This is a genomic window from Polaromonas sp. P1_G2 (assembly GCF_056405515.1).
Genome location: NZ_JBFUBY010000051.1, coordinates 17,160 through 33,883, shown reverse-complemented (window position 1 = coordinate 33,883; position 16,724 = coordinate 17,160). Strand labels below are relative to the sequence as shown.

General features: G+C 65.7%; 14 protein-coding genes and 2 pseudogenes. 10 read left to right on the top strand and 6 right to left on the bottom strand.

Going from position 1 to position 16,724, the window contains the following annotated elements:
- Positions 1-219: 219 nt before the first annotated feature.
- Positions 220-1,635: a metalloprotease PmbA gene (pmbA, locus tag AC1D0P_RS07815; protein WP_477676210.1), complete on the bottom strand. Its 1,416-nt coding sequence runs from the start codon at positions 1,633-1,635 to the stop codon at positions 220-222.
- 25 nt (positions 1,636-1,660) lie between these two features.
- Here pmbA and yjgA point away from each other — a divergent pair, with 25 nt between their 5' ends.
- The 3 genes from yjgA to AC1D0P_RS07800 are packed head-to-tail and all read left to right on the top strand — an operon-like array spanning position 1,661 to position 4,130.
- Positions 1,661-2,269 (top strand): ribosome biogenesis factor YjgA, encoded by a 609-nt coding sequence (gene yjgA, locus AC1D0P_RS07810; RefSeq protein ID WP_477676209.1) that lies wholly within the window; start codon positions 1,661-1,663, stop codon positions 2,267-2,269.
- Complete coding sequence (gene mog, locus AC1D0P_RS07805; RefSeq protein ID WP_477676208.1) at positions 2,266-2,862, top strand: molybdopterin adenylyltransferase; 597 nt, start codon at positions 2,266-2,268, stop codon at positions 2,860-2,862. Before yjgA ends, mog begins: the two co-directional genes overlap by 4 nt.
- Entirely contained in the window at positions 2,859-4,130 is a 1,272-nt protein-coding gene (locus tag AC1D0P_RS07800; RefSeq protein WP_477676207.1) for an amidase, read from the top strand. The genes mog and AC1D0P_RS07800 overlap by 4 nt, the downstream gene beginning before the upstream one ends.
- A 10-nt stretch (positions 4,131-4,140) precedes the next feature.
- Here AC1D0P_RS07800 and cysE read toward each other — a convergent pair whose 3' ends face one another.
- The 3 genes from cysE to AC1D0P_RS07785 are packed head-to-tail and all read right to left on the bottom strand — an operon-like array spanning position 4,141 to position 6,590.
- On the bottom strand, positions 4,141-4,914 hold the full coding sequence (cysE, locus tag AC1D0P_RS07795) for a serine O-acetyltransferase (protein ID WP_477676206.1): 774 nt from the start codon (positions 4,912-4,914) through the stop codon (positions 4,141-4,143).
- Between the two features lie 9 nt (positions 4,915-4,923).
- Complete coding sequence (locus AC1D0P_RS07790) at positions 4,924-5,715, bottom strand: RNA methyltransferase (protein ID WP_477676205.1); 792 nt, start codon at positions 5,713-5,715, stop codon at positions 4,924-4,926.
- A 14-nt stretch (positions 5,716-5,729) separates the two neighbouring features.
- On the bottom strand, positions 5,730-6,590 hold the full coding sequence (locus AC1D0P_RS07785; RefSeq protein WP_477676204.1) for a LysR substrate-binding domain-containing protein: 861 nt from the start codon (positions 6,588-6,590) through the stop codon (positions 5,730-5,732).
- Between the two features lie 102 nt (positions 6,591-6,692).
- Between AC1D0P_RS07785 and AC1D0P_RS07780 the strand changes: the two genes are divergently transcribed.
- The 6 genes and pseudogenes from AC1D0P_RS07780 to AC1D0P_RS07755 all read left to right on the top strand — a co-directional run bounded on the left by AC1D0P_RS07780 (position 6,693) and on the right by AC1D0P_RS07755 (position 14,727).
- A complete protein-coding gene (locus AC1D0P_RS07780) occupies positions 6,693-6,980 on the top strand; it encodes a DUF1330 domain-containing protein (RefSeq protein ID WP_477654899.1) in 288 nt (95 codons plus the stop codon).
- Between the two features lie 134 nt (positions 6,981-7,114).
- The gene (locus AC1D0P_RS07775) at positions 7,115-8,101 is read left to right on the top strand and encodes an inositol monophosphatase family protein (RefSeq protein WP_477676203.1); all 987 of its coding nucleotides are present in this window, start codon (positions 7,115-7,117) and stop codon (positions 8,099-8,101) included.
- A gap of 79 nt (positions 8,102-8,180) precedes the next feature.
- Complete coding sequence (locus AC1D0P_RS07770; RefSeq protein ID WP_477676202.1) at positions 8,181-10,499, top strand: FUSC family protein; 2,319 nt, start codon at positions 8,181-8,183, stop codon at positions 10,497-10,499.
- Between the two features lie 52 nt (positions 10,500-10,551).
- Positions 10,552-12,994: pseudogene (mutS, locus tag AC1D0P_RS07765) on the top strand (DNA mismatch repair protein MutS).
- 59 nt (positions 12,995-13,053) lie between these two features.
- Positions 13,054-13,881: a proteasome-type protease gene (locus AC1D0P_RS07760; protein ID WP_477676201.1), complete on the top strand. Its 828-nt coding sequence runs from the start codon at positions 13,054-13,056 to the stop codon at positions 13,879-13,881.
- A gap of 3 nt (positions 13,882-13,884) precedes the next feature.
- Positions 13,885-14,727, top strand: a complete 843-nt coding sequence (locus tag AC1D0P_RS07755) for an alpha/beta fold hydrolase (protein ID WP_477676200.1) — start codon at positions 13,885-13,887, stop codon at positions 14,725-14,727.
- Positions 14,728-14,764: 37 nt separating this feature from the next.
- Here the strand turns inward: AC1D0P_RS07755 and AC1D0P_RS07750 are convergent, their stop codons facing one another.
- Positions 14,765-15,751 carry a calcium-binding protein gene (locus AC1D0P_RS07750; RefSeq protein ID WP_477676199.1) on the bottom strand — a complete coding sequence of 329 codons (987 nt, stop codon included), beginning with the start codon at positions 15,749-15,751 and terminating at the stop codon, positions 14,765-14,767.
- On the opposite strand from AC1D0P_RS07750, the gene AC1D0P_RS07745 reads away from it, so the two are divergent.
- The gene (locus AC1D0P_RS07745; protein WP_477676198.1) at positions 15,741-16,004 is read left to right on the top strand and encodes a hypothetical protein; all 264 of its coding nucleotides are present in this window, start codon (positions 15,741-15,743) and stop codon (positions 16,002-16,004) included. The genes AC1D0P_RS07750 and AC1D0P_RS07745 overlap by 11 nt on opposite strands.
- Here the strand turns inward: AC1D0P_RS07745 and AC1D0P_RS07740 are convergent.
- Positions 15,900-16,436: pseudogene (locus AC1D0P_RS07740) on the bottom strand (M10 family metallopeptidase C-terminal domain-containing protein); the annotation flags it as partial. The gene AC1D0P_RS07745 and the pseudogene AC1D0P_RS07740 overlap by 105 nt on opposite strands.
- Positions 16,437-16,724 lie beyond the last annotated feature (288 nt).

Genomic DNA, 16,724 nt, shown 5'->3' with positions numbered 1-16,724 from the left:
GTATCAGCAATCGCCAAGCTTCTTCGCATTGCCTCCGATGAAGTGGACGCATCAAAGCGGTTCTTTAGCCGCTGCAACGCAACATCAGTACTCGAACCCACATCGAATTTAAGAACACGTACATCAGCCATTGAATTCTCCAGTTGGGAATTAAAGAATCAATATAGTACCAAAAAGGTGAAAATACAAGACTAAAAATACACCTAAAACCCGCAGGTTTCAACTCCCCGCCACCTTCATGCGGTTGATGAGAATCGAGCCTACGGTTTTGGCGCCGTAGTTGTAGGCGTCCGCGCCCACGGCCTCAATGCCCATGAGCATGTCCTTGAGGTTGCCGGCAATCGTGATTTCCTCGACCGGGAAGGCGATGCGGCCGTTTTCGACCCAGAAGCCCGAGGCGCCGCGCGAATAGTCGCCGGTCACGTAGTTCACGCCCTGGCCCATCAGCTCGGTCACGAAGAGGCCGCGACCCAGCTTGCGCAGCATGGCGTCCAGGTCGTCGGCCGGGCGGGTCAGACGGCTGGTCAGAACCAGGTTGTGCGAGCCGCCGGCATTGCCGGTGGTGCGCATGCCCAGCTTGCGGGCCGAGTAAGTGCTCAGGAAATAGCCCTCGACGCGGCCGCCGGCCACCACCTTGCGCGCCTGGGTCTTTACGCCCTCTTCGTCGAAGGGCGCGCTGCCCTTGCCTTTGCGCAGGTGCGGGTCTTCGTTGATGTCGATGTGTTTCGGGAAAGCCGGCTTGCCCAGGCTATCGGCCAGAAAGGTGCTTTTGCGGTACAGCGCACCGCCGCTCACGGCATGCACAAAACCGCCCAGCAGGCCCGCGGCCAGCGGCGACTCGAACAGCACCGGGCACTGCGTGGTCGGGATCTTGCGGCTTTTCAGGCGTGCCAGCGCGCGCTCGGCGGCGTAGCGGCCCACGGCCTCGGGGCGCGCCAGTTCAGCCGCGTCGCGCATGGAGCTGTACCAGGCATCGCGCTGCATCTGGTCGCCCTTGCCGGCGATCGGCGCCACCGAGATGCTGTGGCGCGAACTGGCATAACCGCCGCGAAAGCCCTTGGTATGGGCGCTGAAAAAATGGCTTTGCTGGGCTGACACGCCCGCGCCTTCGCTGTTGGTGATCAGGCGGCTGGTGCCCAGCGCAGCGGCTTCGCACTTCAGGGCCAGTTGCGCGGCCTGTTCGGAGTCGATGGACCAGGGGTGGAACAGGTCCAGCTCCCGGTGCACGCGCGCGATGTCGCGGTCGTCGGGCAAGCCCGAGGTTTCGTCTTCGGCCGTGAAGCGCGCGATGTCGTAGGCCGCTTTCACAGTCTGCTCGATGGCGGCCTTGGAGAAATCGCTGGTGGCGGCATTGCCGCGCTTTTTGCCGATGTAAACCGTGATGCCCAGCGACTTGTCGCGGTTGCGCTCCACGTTTTCGAGCTCGCCCTTGCGCACGCTGACCGACAGGCCGCAGCCTTCGGAAGCCTCGGCCGCGGCATCCGTGGCACCCAGTTTTTTGGCGTGGCCCAGCGCGGTGTCAACGAGGTCTTCGAAAAAATCGCGGTGGTAGCTGAAGCCGCTTTCGGGCTGCTGGGAGGGACGGGAAGCGGCGCGCTTTGCGGCGCTGGAACGAGAGGAAGCTTTTTGGGTCATATGGGTAGCTATGATACTGACTGCCATGAACAACAAGACTCCCAAGGCCATCAAGGGCTACTGGTCCAACGGACGCTTCGTCAAACCCGAGGAAATCGCGCTTGAAGAAGTCGGCCCGCCCAGCAAAACCCAACTCAAGGCCGAGGCCGATGAAAAACAGGCGCTCGGTGAAGCGCTGCTGACCCTGCGCGCCGACCTGATGGCGCGCCTGGACCTGCCCGACAAGCTGCGCGACGCCATCGCCGACGCCAAAAAAATCACCAACTTCGAGGGCAAACGCCGCCAGATGCAGTTCATCGGCAAGCTGATGCGCCCGCTGGACCCGGAACCGATCCGCGAAGCCATCAACGAACAGCTCAACGGCTCGGCCGACCTGACGCTGGCGCTGCACCTGGCCGAACAGTGGCGCGACAAGCTGATCGCCGACGACGCCGCGCTGGGCACCTGGCTCGAAGAACATCCCGGCACCGATTCGCAGCAGCTGCGCGCCCTGGTTCGCCAGGCCCGCAAGGACGCCAAGCCCGAAAAACCCGGCGAGGCGCCGCGCCACGGCAAGTCCTACCGCGAAATCTTCCAGCTGGTGCGGCAAACCCTGGCAAAAGGCCCGGACGAGGCTGAGGAACCCCAGGCATGAGCCAGGCTTTTGAGGCGGTCAGGATCGGCATTGTCTCGGTCAGCGACCGCGCCTCGGCCGGTGTCTACGTCGACAAAGGCCTGCCGGCGCTGAAAGACTGGCTCACGCGCGCGCTGCGCAACCCCATCACTTTTGACGAACGCCTGATCCCCGACGAGCAGGCCGGCATCAGCGCCGCGTTGATCTCGCTGGTCGACGCCGGCTGCTCGCTGGTGCTGACGACCGGCGGCACCGGCCCCGCGCCGCGCGACGTGACACCCGAGGCCACCTTGGCCGTCGCCCACAAGGAAATGCCCGGCTTCGGCGAGCAGATGCGGCAGATCAGCCTCAAATTCGTGCCCACGGCCATCCTGTCGCGCCAACGCGCGGTGATACGCGACAAAAGCCTGATCCTCAACCTGCCCGGCCAGCCCAAGTCCATCCAGGAAACGCTGGAGGGCCTTAAAAACGAGGCCGGCGAAGCTGTGGTGCCCGGCATCTTTGCCGCTGTGCCCTATTGCATAGACCTGATAGGCGGCCCTTACCTCGAAACCGACCCGGCCGTCTGCAAGGCCTTCCGGCCGAAATCGGCCATCCGCACGCCGGCACCATGAAGCCGCCAGCGCCGTCTGCCATAGAGACGGCCGCCGGGCTGGCTGCAGGCACGCTGGACGTGGCGAGCCTGCTCACAGAAACCTTCGCACGCATAGACGCGACAGACGCCACGCTGCGCGCCTTCACCGCCCGCCTGGACCTGCCCACGGCGCTGGCCCAAATCCCTGCCCTCACAGGCCCGCTACGTGGCTTGCCCGTGGCTCTCAAGGACATCTTCGACACCCGCGATTTCCCCACGCGCTACGGCTCGGCGCTCTACCCGGCTGAACCGGTGCACGCCGACGCGGCCATGGTCGGCGTGATCCGCCGCGCAGGCGGGCTGCTGATCGGAAAATCCAGCACCACCGAATTCGCTTTCCTCAAGCCCACGGCCACGCTGAACCCGAATGCACCGGGCCGCACGCCGGGCGGCTCCTCGGCCGGCTCGGCGGCGGCGGTCGCGGCAGGCCTGGTGCCTTTTGCCATCGGCACGCAGACTGGCGGCTCAGTGATACGCCCGGCGTCCTATTGCGGCGTCACCGGCTTCAAACCCAGCTTCGGCCTGCTGCCCACGGCCGGGCTCAAATGTTTTTCCTGGTCGCTGGACACGGTCGGCCTGTTCGCCGCCAGCGTGCCCGAGGTGGCCTGGTTTGCCCAGGCGCTCGGCGGCCGCGCGCTGGCACTCGATGCTGAACCTTCCCCGAAACCCTGGGTGGTCGGTGTGCCCGAAGCCTATCCCTGGGCCGAACTGTCCCCAAGCGCCCGGCAGGCACTGGAAGCCGGCAGCAATGCATTGAAGGCAGCCGGCGCGGACGTGAGGCGCATCACCCTGCCCGCCTGGATCAAGGAGGTGTTCGACGCACAGGACATCATCCAGGGTTACGAGGTCTGGCGCAGCCTGGCCTGGGAAGTGGACCACCATTCCGAAGCACTGTCGGACATCCTGCGCAACTACCTGCTGGCGGTCCGCGGCATCACGCCGGCAGCCTACGAAGCCGCGCAACGCACCGCGGTAGAAGGCCGCAAGGCCTGTGCAAGCTGGTTTGAGGGATTCGACGTACTGATGACGCCCAGCGCGCCCGATGAAGCGCCCGAGGGTTATGGCAGCACCGGCGCCGCGATCTTCAACCGCGCCTGGACCTTGCTCGGCGTGCCCTGCGTGAACGTGGCCGGCGCCACGGGGGTGAACGGTTTTCCCATGGGCCTGCAAATCATTGGCGCGCCGCATGCCGACCGCGCCTGTCTGCAGGCCGCCGCTTTCCTGGAGCGCGCGCTCAGGGCGGTCTAAAAACGGCGGCTTACTTGCCGACCAGCTGGTTCAATTTTTCAGCTTCAAAAGTTTCCGTAAGCGCCGCATCCTTGGGCACGCAGTCCTTGTTCATGGCGGTTTGCGAGCCCGAGAGCTTTTCAATCGCCTGCCACAGCAGGGCGATCTGGTGCTCCTGGCCGGACGCGTTGTCGATCAGGCCGCGCATGGCCTGGGACAGCGGGTCGTCCTCCAGCGTGATGCCGTAGGCCGAAAACTGCGTGGTCGAGACGTCGGCGCTTTCGCCGGTTTTCGACAGGATGATGCGCGCGGGAATGCCCACCGCCGTGGCCCCGGCCGGCACGGGCTTGATCACCACCGCATTGCTGCCGATCTTGGCGCCGTCGCCGACCACAAAACCGCCCAGCACCTTGGCCCCCGCGCTGACCACCACGTCGCGGCCCAGCGTTGGATGCCGTTTGGCGCCCTTGTAGAGCGAAGTGCCGCCCAGCGTCACGCCCTGGTAAATCGTGCAGCCGTCGCCGATCTCGGCGGTTTCACCGACCACCACGCCCATGGCATGGTCGAAGAACACCCGCTCGCCGATCTTGGCGCCGGGATGGATCTCAATGCCGGTCATCCAGCGCGAAATATGCGAGATAAAGCGGCCCAGCCATTTGAAGCCGTGGTTCCAGCACCAGTGCGCGCGGCGATGCAGCACCAGGGCATGCAGGCCGGGGTAGCAGGTCAGCGCTTCCCAGGCCGTACGGGCGGCGGGATCGCGGTCGAGGATGCACTGGATGTCGGAGCGGAGTCGGGAAAACATAGGCGAAGTCTACTGAGGGCGCGGGATGGCTGCCGGAGCGGCGTTTTTGCCCCCCGCTTCGGAGGCCTTTTGCAGCATGGCCTTGGCCACGCCGCGCAGGATGTGGATTTCCTCGGGGCTCAGCTGCGCGCGGTTGAAGAGCTGGTTGAGCCGCGGCATCAGTTTTTTGGGCGAAGCCGGATCAAGGAAGCCTATGCCGGCCAGCGCCTCTTCCCAGTGCTTCAGCATGCCGGCCACCGCCGCCGCATCGGCCTGCGCGGGCTCGGCCRTCGCCGGCTGCACGCTAAAGCCGCCCAGCGCCTGGCGCCAGTCGTAGGCGATCAGCTGCACCGCCGCACCCAGGTTCAGCGAGCCGAACTTCGGGTCGGTCGGGATGCTGAGCGCCACATGGCAGCGGTAGACGTCATCGTTCTGCATGCCGAAGCGCTCGGAGCCGAACAGGAAAGCCACCGACTCGGGCCTCGCGGATGTTTCCTTGTCCGGCTCGCCATCCCCCAGCAAGCCCGCGAAGTGCTCGCGCGGCGCGCGCGTGGGCGGGCCGAAGTCTCGCGGCGTCATGGCGGTGGCGCACAGGTGGGCCATGCCGTCCAGCGCCTCGTCCAGCGTGGCGACGATGCGGGCATTTTTGAGCACGTCGAGCGCGCCGCTGGCCCGCTGGATGGTTTCTTCGCGGTTCAGCACATTGGCCCAGCGCGGCGCGACCAGCACCAGGTCCTCAAAACCCATGGTTTTCATGGCTCGGGCGGTGGCGCCGACATTGCCGGCGTGGCTGGTGTTGATCAGGATAAATCGGGTACGCATGGGACAGGATTGTCCTATGCGGATGGCTTCAGGACCTGGACCAGCGCCCTGATCTTCGGTGACATCGCGCCTTTGCGCCAGATCAGGTCGGTTTGCGCGCAGTCGCTGCCGGGCGGCAAGGCATGCACGCTCAGGCGCGCGCGCTCGGGAAAAGTCGCCAGCACGCTGAGCGGCACCAGCGAGATGCCCATGCCCACCACCACGCAGCCCAGCATCGCGTGGTAGGAAGTGATCTCAATGGTCTGCACCGGCATGCTGTTTTTTCCGGCGTACCACTGCTCAAGCCGCGCCCGGTGCGGACAGCCTTGCTCAAAGGCGACGATGCTGCGCGGCGGCTCGGCGCCCCGGGAGGTGATGGCGGCATGGCCGGCCGCCGCCACGATCACCAGTTCCTCGCGATAAACCGGCTCGCGCTCGAAGGGGCCGTCAACGATGGGCCCGGTCACCAGCGCCGCATCGATGGCACCGGCCAGTACCGCCGCCGCCAACTGCTGCGGGTTGCCGGTTTTGAGCGTCAGCTTGACCTCGGGGTACAGGCGCACAAAGTCGCTGAGCGGCCCGGGCAGGCGTACCGCCGAGGTGCTCTCCATGGCGCCCAGCACCAGGGCGCCGCGCGGGCGGCCGTCCCGCACCGCATCGCGCGCCTCTTCGGCCAGGGCCAGCAGGCGCTGGGCATAGTCCAGCAACACCTGCCCGGCCGGCGACAGGTGCAGGCGCTTGCCTTCGCGGATGAACAGCGGCGTTCCCAGCTTTTCCTCGAGCTGGCGTAGGCGCGTCGTGACGTTGGACTGCACCCGATGCAGGCGCTCGGCCGCGCGCGTCACGCCGCCGGCCTCCACCACGGCCCGAAAAATCACCAGGTCACTGAGCTCCATGAATCTCTCTTGAAGATATAAACAATCCTTATTATTCATTTTTCAGAATTGAATGTCACGCGTATCGTCCAGCCTTCAACACTTCAAAACACAAGGAACACCATGGCAAAGGCTTACTGGATCGTGCACGTCTCGGTGCGCAACATCGACGAATACCCGCGTTACCTGACGGCGGCGCGGCCCGCTTTCGAGAAGTTCGGAGCGAATTTCCTGGTGCGCGGCGGGGCTTACGAAAGCATGGAAGGCAGCTCCCGCGAGCGCAACGTCGTCGTGGAGTTCGCCGACATGGCGACCGCGCGGGCCTGTTACGCCAGCCCCGAATACCAGGCGGCGCGGGCCATACGCCAGCAGCATGCCGACGCGGATTTCCTGATCGCCGAAGGCGCCTAGCCGCGGTTCCCGGGGTCGCCTGGACGCGGTATCGCCCCCCGGAGGGAGCCATATCGCGGGTTTATGGGAAAATACCGCCATTGCCCGCCGCCCGCATCGCCGGCGCCGGTTTATCCCGTTCTTCCCTACAAGTTATGTCCAGCAACCTCCATCCCATGCTCAACGTGGCCATCAAGGCTGCGCGCGCTGCCGGCGCCATCATCAACCGCGCGGCGCTTGACGTCGAAGCCGTCCGCGTCTCGGTCAAGCAGACCAACGACTTCGTCACCGAGATCGACCAGGCCGCCGAGGCCGCGATCATCGAAACCCTGGTGACGGCCTACCCCGGCCACGGCATCCTGGCCGAAGAATCGGGCAGCGAGCATGGCGCCAAAGACTCCGACTTCGTCTGGATCATCGATCCGCTGGACGGCACCACCAACTTCATCCACGGCTTCCCGGTCTATTGCGTCAGCATCGCGCTGGCCGTCAAAGGCAAGGTCGAGCAGGCCGTGGTCTACGACCCCACCCGCAACGACATTTTCTGCGCCACCAAGGGCCGCGGCGCCTACATGAACGACCGCCGCATCCGCGTGGCCAAGCGCACCCGCCTGCAGGAATGCCTGATTTCCACCGGCTTTCCCTACCGCCCTGGCGACAAGCTCAAGACCTACCTCAACATGCTGGGCGAAGTCATGAGCCAGTGCGCCGGCGTGCGCCGCCCCGGCGCCGCGGCGCTGGACCTGGCCTATGTGGCAGCCGGTTTCAGCGACGGCTTTTTTGAATCCAACCTCAAGCCCTGGGACGTGGCGGCCGGCTCGCTGCTGGTGACCGAAGCCGGCGGCCTGATCGGCAATTTCACCGGCGAAGCCGACTTCATGGACCACGGCGAATGCGTGGCCGGCAACCCGCGCATCTACGGCCAGCTGGTCGGCACCCTGGGCAAGTACAGCAAGTTCGCCGGCGCCGGCGACAAGGCCGCCGTGCGTCAGGYCCTCAAGGACACGAGCGCCGCGCAGGAGCCTGAAGAAGGTGCCGAAGAAAGCGCGGCGCCCGCCGCCCCGGCCGAAAAACCGACGCTCAAGGCCAAACGCATCAAAGCCGCGGACAGCGCGGCCGCCAAACCGGACGCCCCGTTCTAAACAAAACAGCAAAGCCCGCCACGCGGGCTTTTTTTACGTCCGCGCGTTTCGGTAAAGGTAAAGTGTGTCCAGGCACACCATGAACCGGCCCGACCCTGCCCTTTCTCCCGCGCTGGCAACCCGCCTGCAGCGCCGGGCGCAGGGCTGGCTGCAAAAAAGCCTGCACGTGCTGCTGAGCCAGTACGTCGCCAACGGGCTGACGGTCTCGCTGGGCCTGGTGCTCATCATGCTAGCCATCTTCGAGGCGGCCGGGCTGGCCGCCGCCTCCACGGCCGCGGTGGGCGTGCTGATCACCAGCCTGCCCGACGTGCCCGCGCCGCGCCGGCGCAAGATCATGCAGATGCTGCCCGCGCCGCTGCTGGGCGCGCCGCTCTTCATGCTGGTGCAGCTGGTGCGCCACGACGAGCTGCTGCTGGGCATCGTGGTCACGGCCGCCACCTTCCTGGCCGTGATGATGATGGCCTGGGGCAAGCGCGGCGGGCCCATCTGTTTTTCGYTGCTGTTTTCCACCCTGTTTTCCATGGCCGCGCCACCGGTGGCCACGCTGGGGCAGATCGCGCTGCACGGCGCCTGGTTCCTGGCCGGCGCCGGGCTGTACCTGCTGTGGGCGGTGTTCACCACCCATCTGCTGAACCAGCGCTTTCGCGCGCAGCTGCTGGCCGAATGCCTGCACAGCTTCGCGCAGATCCTGCGCACCCAGGCCCAGCGCTTCGGCCCGCAGCCCGACCATTCCGCGCTGCTGGCGCGCATGCTGCAGCAACAGGCCGCGCTGGCCGACCATCTGCAGAACACCCGCGACGTGGTGCTGGAGTCGCCCACCACGCCGGAGCGCCAGCGCCTGGCGGCCATGCTGCTGAGCCTGCTCGAGGCGCGCGACCACCAGCTCGCCTGCGACCTGGACCTGGATTTCCTGCTGGAGCACAGCGCCAGCGTGGCCGTGCTGCCCGCCCTGCAGCTGGCGCTGGACAGCACCGCCGCGCGCCTCGAGGCGCTGGGCATGGACCTGCTGCTGGGCCGGCGCGGCGCGGCGATCACCGCCATCACCGACCTGCGGCCGCAGCTCGCCGGCGCGCTGCCGCCGCGCACCAAACGCATAGACCCGCTGGCGCCCGACCCGCTGCGCATAGACACCACCGACCCGCTGGCTTTGCTGCACAACATGGCCGACCGCATAGGCCACATCAACGACGAAGCCGTGAAACTGGCGGCGCTGGCGCGCGGCGACATCCCGCCCGGGCTGTCGGCCGTGCGCACCCAGTGGCAGCTGTTCGTCAGCACCACCCACTGGTCCTGGAAGCCGCTGCTGGGGCAGTTGGGCTGGAGCGCGCCCATCCTGCGCTACGCCCTGCGCTGCGCGCTGGCCGTGGCGGCCGGCTATGCGGTGTCGCTGCGCCTGCCCTGGGTGGCGCATGAATACTGGATCCTGCTGACCATCGTGGTCGTGATGCGCGGCAACCTGGCGCAAACCGTGCAGCGCCGCAACGCCCGCGTCGCCGGCACGCTGCTGGGCTGCGCGCTGGTCATGTTGGTGCTGGCCGCGCACCCGGGCGCCCGCGCCATCTTCGGCGTGATCGCGCTCAGCATGGGGCTGGCGCATGCCTTTGCGCTGCGGCGCTACCTATTTACCTCGATCGCGGCCACCGTGGCCGGCCTGCTGCAGGCGCATCTGCTGCTGGCGGGCGTGCAGCCCGGTTTCGCCGTGGCCGAGCGCCTGGCCGACACCCTGCTGGGCGCGCTGATCGCCTGGCTGTTCAGCTATGTGCTGCCGGCCTGGGAGCGCAACCAGATTCCGGCGCTGGCGCTGCGCAGCGGACGCGCCCAAGCCAAACATGCGCAGCTGGCGCTCGCGCTGCTGGACGAGGCCCGGGCGTCCGACCTGCCCTGGCGGCTGGCCCGGCGCGAGGCCTACAACAGCCTGTCCGATCTCACGCTGGCCGCCCAGCGCAGCCTGGCCGAGCCGCAAAAGGTGCGCCCGCCGCTGGAGCCGCTCGAGGCCCTGCAGGCGCGCAGCTACCAGTTACTGGCCCAGCTCACGGCCGTCAAATCCCTGCTGCTGCTGCACCGTGCCCAGCTGGACCTCAAGGTCGCCAGGCCGGCGCTGGCGCAGGCCTCTAACCGCATCGAAGCCGAACTGTCGGACACCGGGGCCACGCCGCCCCCAACCGGCCCGGCCATTGCCGGCCAACCCTTCCAGCCCCGGCCCGACCCGCTGATGATCACCGACCTCACGCCCTGGCTGCTGCGCCGGCTGGAGCTGGCCTGCGCGATGGCACGGGAGCTGCGGCAGGCCCAGGCCCGCGTGCTGGCCGAACCGGCCAAACCGGCCGGGCCAGCAGCCATTGATAATGCGGGATTGGCCCCGGCGCCCGCCGCTTCTTCCCACCCAACGCATGAGTGACAACCTCCCCGTGAGACCCGAACTAGCCAGTCCCGCCAGCCCCGTGACTCCCATGAGCTCAGGCATGCCGCCGCTGGCCGCCCACACGCCCATGATGCAGCAGTACCTCGGCATCAAGGCCGAGTACCCGGACACGCTGGTGTTCTACCGCATGGGCGATTTTTATGAGGTCTTTTTCGCCGATGCAGAGAAAGCCGCGCGCCTGCTCGACATCACGCTGACGCGGCGCGGCCAGTCGGCCGGCGAGCCGGTCGTGATGGCCGGCGTACCCTTCCATGCGCTCGAAGGCTACCTCGCCAAGCTCATCAAGCTCGGTGAATCGGTGGCGATCTGCGAGCAGGTCGGCGACGTCGCCACCAGCAAGGGCCCGGTCGAGCGCAAAGTGGTGCGCGTGGTGACACCCGGCACGCTGACCGACACCGAGCTGCTCAACGACAAAAACGAATCCATCCTGCTGGCCGTGCACCAGGGCGCGCGCAACACCTGCGGCCTGGCCTGGCTCAGCGTGACGCAGGGCGAAATCCACCTGGCGCACTGCGCCAACGACGAACTCGAAGCCTGGCTGGCGCGCGTGGCCCCCAGCGAGCTGCTTTACAACGTCGACGTGACGCCGGCCTTCGAACAGCGCCTCAAGAGCCAGCGCTGCGCCTCCACCGCRCGCCCGGCCTGGCAGTTCGACACCGCCCTGGGCGCGCGCCGCCTGCTGGACCAGCTCAAGGTCGCCTCGCTCGCCTCGTGGAACGCCGAGGCACTGAATGAAGCCCACGCCGCCGCCTCCGCGCTGCTCGGTTATGCTGCTGGACACCTGCACCACCGGCATGGGCAGCCGCGCGCTCAAAAGCTGGCTGCTCACGCCGCGCCGCGACCGTGCGCAGGCGGCGGCGCGCCTGGACGCCATCACGCATTTGCGCGGCGGCCCGCAGCAGACGCTGCGCGCCAAGCTCAAGGGCTGCAGCGACGTCGAACGCATCACCGCCCGCATCGCGCTGCGCCAGGTGCGGCCGCGCGAGCTGGTCGCGCTCAAAGACACCCTGCAAAAAGCCGAGCTGGCCGCGCCTGCCGGCAGCGACTTCCCGGAACTGCTGACCCGCATCTTTGAAGACCTGCAGCCACCGGCCGGCTGCGCCGCGCTGCTGGGCCGCTATGTGCTCGACGAACCGGCCGCGCTGATCCGCGACGGCGGCGTCATCAACCACGGCTGCGACGCCGACCTCGACGAGCTGCGCGCCATCCAGACCAATTGCGACGGCTTCCTGCTGGACCTCGAAGTCCGCGAAAAAGCCCGCACCGGCATCGCCAACCTGCGCGTGCAGTTCAACAAGGTGCACGGCTTCTACATCGAAGTCACGCAGGGCCAGCTCGACAAGGTGCCCGACGACTACCGCCGCCGCCAGACATTAAAAAACGCCGAGCGCTACATCACGCCCGAACTCAAGGCTTTTGAAGACAAGGCCTTATCGGCGCAGGAACGCGCCCTGGCGCGCGAGAAGTGGCTGTATGAGCAATTGCTCGACCAACTGCAGGACTTCATCCCCGCGCTGAGCCGCCTGGCGCGCGCGCTGGCCTCGCTGGACGCGCTGTGCGCGCTGGCCGAGCGATCCCTCACGCTGAACTGGGCCGCGCCGGTGTTCGTGCGCGAGCCCTGCATAGACATCGTCCAGGGCCGGCACCCGGTGGTGGAGGCGCGCCTGGCCGAAACGGGCGGCGGCTCCTTTATCGCGAATGACTCCGCCATGAGCGGCAAGCACCGCATGCAAGTCATCACCGGCCCCAACATGGGCGGTAAATCAACCTATATGCGCCAGGTGGCCCTCATCGTGCTGCTGGCCAGCGTGGGCTCTTATGTGCCGGCGGCCAGCTGCCGGCTCGGGCCCATAGACGCGATCCACACCCGTATAGGCGCGGCCGACGACGTGGCCAATGCGCAATCGACCTTCATGCTCGAGATGACCGAGGCGGCGCAAATCCTGCACGCCGCCACGCCGCACTCCCTGGTGCTGATGGACGAGATCGGCCGCGGCACTTCCACCTTCGACGGCCTGGCGCTGGCCGGCGGCATCGCCGCCTACCTGCACAACAAGACCCAGGCCTTCACGCTGTTCGCCACGCATTACTTCGAGCTCACCGAATTCCCGGCCCAGCACCACGGCGCCATCAATGTGCACGTGAGCGCGGTCGAGTCCGGCGCCGACATCGTGTTCCTGCACCACATCGAGCCCGGCCCTGCCAGCAAAAGCTACGGTATTGCGGTGGCCAAGCTGGCCGGCGTGCCCGCCGCCGTCGTCAATCACGCCCGCCATGCGCTCACTGCGCTCGAAGCCCACCAGACGGAAGCACGCGCCCAGGTCGACCTGTTCGCCGCGCCGCCTGAGTCGGCCGCCGCTGAGCAAAGCGCCGTCGACAAGGCATTGGGTACCATAGACCCTGATGCGCTGACGCCTCGCGAAGCGCTTGACGTCCTGTATCGCCTCAAAAAGATTTCCGTCTCCCCGTGACCCAGCGCAACCCGACACCTTCCACGCCTTCCACGTCCCCCACACTCCCAGACCACCTCATGACCTACTGCGTCGCCGCCAAACTCAACGCCGGGCTGGTGTTTTTGTCAGACTCCCGCACCAACGCGGGCCTGGACCACATCAGCACCTTCCGCAAGATGATCGTCTACGAAAAGGCCGGCGACCGCTTCATGGTGCTGCTGTCGGCCGGCAACCTGTCGATCTCCCAGTCCATCCGCGAGATCCTGCAGGTCGAGCAGCTCAAGGACCACGAGGGGGGCGAGCCCATCACCATCTGGAACGCCAAAAGCATGTTCGACGCCGCCCGCGTGCTGGGTTCGGCGATTCGCCGCGTCTACGACCGCGACGCGGAGGCGCTGAAAAACGCCGATGTCGACTTCAACGTCTCGCTGGTCTTCGGCGGACAAATCCGCGGCGAGAACATGCGCCTGTTCCAGATGTATTCGGCCGGCAACTTCATCGAAGCCACCGACGAAACGCCTTACTTCCAGGTCGGCGAGTCCAAGTACGGCAAGCCGGTGCTGGACCGCGTGCTGACCCCCGCCACGCCACTGGCCGAAGCCGCCAAATGCGTGCTGGTCTCCATGGACTCGACCATGAAGTCCAACCTCTCGGTCGGCCTGCCGCTGGACCTGGTGGTCTACGAAGCCGACACCTACCAGAGCGACAAGATCGTCTGCATCGACAACGACAACCCCTACTACCGCATGATGCACAGCAGCTGGGGCCAGAAGCTGCGCGAGGTTTTTGACAGCATCGAAGACCCGGTCTGGGACGACGCGCACACCGACATCCCGCTGAAGATGCCGGCCACGCGCCACGAGCCGCTGAAGAAGATCAGCACGCCGGATGAAAAATTAATCTAAGCCGTGCCCTCCTCTTCAAAACCGCTGGTCATTTTTTCCCACGGCAACAGTTTTCCGGGTGCTACCTACAGCGCGGTCTTCCAGAGCCTGAAAGCCCGCGGCTTCCAGGTCAAGGCCGTCGACAAGTTCGGCCACGACCCACGTTACCCCGTCACCAGCAACTGGCCGCACCTGGTGCAGCAACTCGCCGACTTCACGGCCCGCGAAGTTGAAAAGTGCGGCCAGCCAGCCTTCCTCGTCGGCCATTCGCTGGGCGGTTTCCTGAGCTTGATGTGCGCCGCGCGCAACCCTGTACTCGGCGGCCAGCCCGTCAAGGGCGTGGTGCTCGTCGACTCGCCCATCCTGGGCGGCTGGCGCGCCCGAGCCTTGAGCGTCGCCAAACGCGCGCAACTGGTCGGCGCCATTTCGCCCGGCGCCATCAGCCGCAAACGCAAAAACCAGTGGCTGGGCAAGGAAGAGGTGTTCGAGCACTTCCGCGGCAAAAAAGCCTTTGCCGCCTGGGACGAACAAGTGCTGCGCGACTACATCGAACACGGTACCTATGAAGGCACAGGCGAGGACGAAGGCAAGCAGTTGCTCAGCTTCGACCGCGATGTGGAAACCGCGATCTACAACACCCTGCCTGACAACCTGGAAGCACTACTCAAACGCCATCCACTCAAATGCCCCGTGGCCTTTATCGGTGGGCGGCAGTCGGCCGAGATGAAGCAGGTCGGGATGGCGATGACCGAGAAGGTCACCAAGGGGCGGATCATGATGCTCGATGGGAGCCATCTGTTCCCGATGGAAAAACCGCTGGCGACGGCGGCGGCGATTGAGGCGGCTTTGCGGAATTTTGGGGCCTAGCCGGGGGCGGATTTTGCGTCCGCCCTGGCCGGCACACCTAATGCCAGTTGGCCGCCAGCACAGGCGCGAGCGCCGTTTGCTGTGAAGCCGTCAAGCTTGTTTGGCCCATGGCCGGCGGCGCAAATGAGGCCATGGCCTGCACCAGGTTCTGCACCTGGCTATCCAGCAGCAGCTTGCCGTCGCCGGACTTGATTTGCTCGACGTGGTACTGGCTGCCCAGATACCAGTTCTGCACGGTGGCTTTGTCGGCGGTGCCGATGATGCTGACCTGCAGGTCGTTGCCGGTTTTGCCAAACCACAGTTGATTGGCGTTGACGCCACTTAGGAATTGCAGCACGTCGGTATTGCCCGCCGTCGCATCATTTTCCTTGACGATGTCACTGCCGTTGCCGCGCCCAATCACGTAACTGTCGCTACCGGCCCCACCGATCAGAGTATCGTTGCCATCGCCGCCGCTCAAGGTGTTGGCGGCGGCATTGCCAACCAGGACATTGTTCAGGGTGTTGCCCGTGCCGTTGATGGCCGCCGTTCCAAGCAGCGTGAGGTTTTCTACATCGGTGACCAGCGTGTAGCTGATCGCCGAATAGACAAGGTCCGTACCCTGGCTGGCTTGCTCGACGACGACGTCGCCGGCGTTGTCCACGAYGTAGRCGTCGTYRCCCAAACCACCCACCAGGGTGTCCGCGCCGGCAAGGCCGTCGAGCCTGTCGTTGCCGCCGCCGCCGAGCAGGACATTGTTCAGTGCATTGCCCGTGCCRCTGGTGGCGGCCGYKCCRAKCAGYGTCAGRTTTTCCAYATTGGCGCCCAGCGTGTARTTGATCGCCGAAYAGACRRTRTCCGTGCCYTSGTTGRSCTGCTCGACAACGRYGTCGCCGACGTTGTCCACGATGTAAGCATCGTCGCCCAAGCCGCCCACCAGGCTGTCGGCACCGGCACCGCCGTCGAGCTTGTCGTTGCCCTCGCCGCCGACCAGGGTGTTGGCGGCGGTATTGCCGAGCAGGACATTGTTCAGGGTGTTGCCCAAGCAGCGTGAGGTTTTCTACATTGGCGCCCAACGTGTAGTTGATCGCCGAATAGACAATATCCGTGCCCTGGTTGAGCTGCTCGACAACAGTGTCGCCGGCGTTGTCCACGACGTAGACGTCGTCGCCCAAACCACCCACCAGGGTGTCGGCACCGGCACCACCGTCGAGACGATTGTCCGCGCCGTTGCCGGTCAGGCTGTCGTTGCCGCTGCCGCCAATGGCATTTTCGATCGTCACACCGCGTGCGATTGAAATATTGTTGGTCATCCCGGCGCCATCCGAGAAGCTGCCCGCGACCAGCGATATCCGTGACCCGGTGGCGTACCCGGACAGATCGAGGGTGTCATCGCCGCCGGCATCGTAAATGCACAGGATGGGCGCCGTATTCCGCGAAAAATCATAGACCGAACCGGCCAGGCTGGAATGAAAGCCGTAGACGGTCGCATCGCTGCGTGTGGTGAGGTTGGCGCCATAAAGCGACTGGATCGCCAGGATGTCGTCCATCAGGGGGGTTTGAGCATAAAAGCCGGCGTGCTGCGCGCCGGTAGTGCTCGCTGAAAAATAAGACATGATGGTGTACTGCTGGCTGTCCTGCATGTACGCTGCAGCCGCCGCGCCGCTGCCGTTGTAGCTTCCCGGGTGGGAGAGGCCGAGCGCATGCCCGATTTCATGCCCATACGCCATTGCGCCGTACTTTCCAAAAATGGGCGTTATCAGGTTTTTGGTTGCCAGGAAGTCGGGAAATGTGTTTAGGTTGTCGCCCCACAAATCGTTGAATACCACGCTCGCGGAAGCCAGTACATTTGCCCCTGCCAAACCAATTGAGGTATCCGCGTACGAAATATCTTCCCGGGTCTCATTTGAAAAATTGATGTTTGCTGGTGCACCGTCGCCGACACGGGTAATCCGGGTGGCAATAAGGTCGTTCCACGCATTCATCCAGTAACCGGCCATGGACTGTTGGTTGGCAGT

Bases quoted from the DNA above. Each gene is read 5' to 3' on its own strand.
- AC1D0P_RS07800 (WP_477676207.1), top strand. From the start codon at position 2,859: ATGAAGCCGCCAGCGCCGTCTGCCATAGAGACGGCCGCCGGGCTGGCT.
- cysE (WP_477676206.1), bottom strand. From the start codon at position 4,914: ATGTTTTCCCGACTCCGCTCCGACATCCAGTGCATCCTCGACCGCGAT.
- yjgA (WP_477676209.1), top strand. From the start codon at position 1,661: ATGAACAACAAGACTCCCAAGGCCATCAAGGGCTACTGGTCCAACGGA.
- AC1D0P_RS07760 (WP_477676201.1), top strand. From the start codon at position 13,054: ATGACCTACTGCGTCGCCGCCAAACTCAACGCCGGGCTGGTGTTTTTG.
- AC1D0P_RS07780 (WP_477654899.1), top strand. From the start codon at position 6,693: ATGGCAAAGGCTTACTGGATCGTGCACGTCTCGGTGCGCAACATCGAC.
- pmbA (WP_477676210.1), bottom strand. From the start codon at position 1,635: ATGACCCAAAAAGCTTCCTCTCGTTCCAGCGCCGCAAAGCGCGCCGCT.
- AC1D0P_RS07785 (WP_477676204.1), bottom strand. From the start codon at position 6,590: ATGGAGCTCAGTGACCTGGTGATTTTTCGGGCCGTGGTGGAGGCCGGC.
- mog (WP_477676208.1), top strand. From the start codon at position 2,266: ATGAGCCAGGCTTTTGAGGCGGTCAGGATCGGCATTGTCTCGGTCAGC.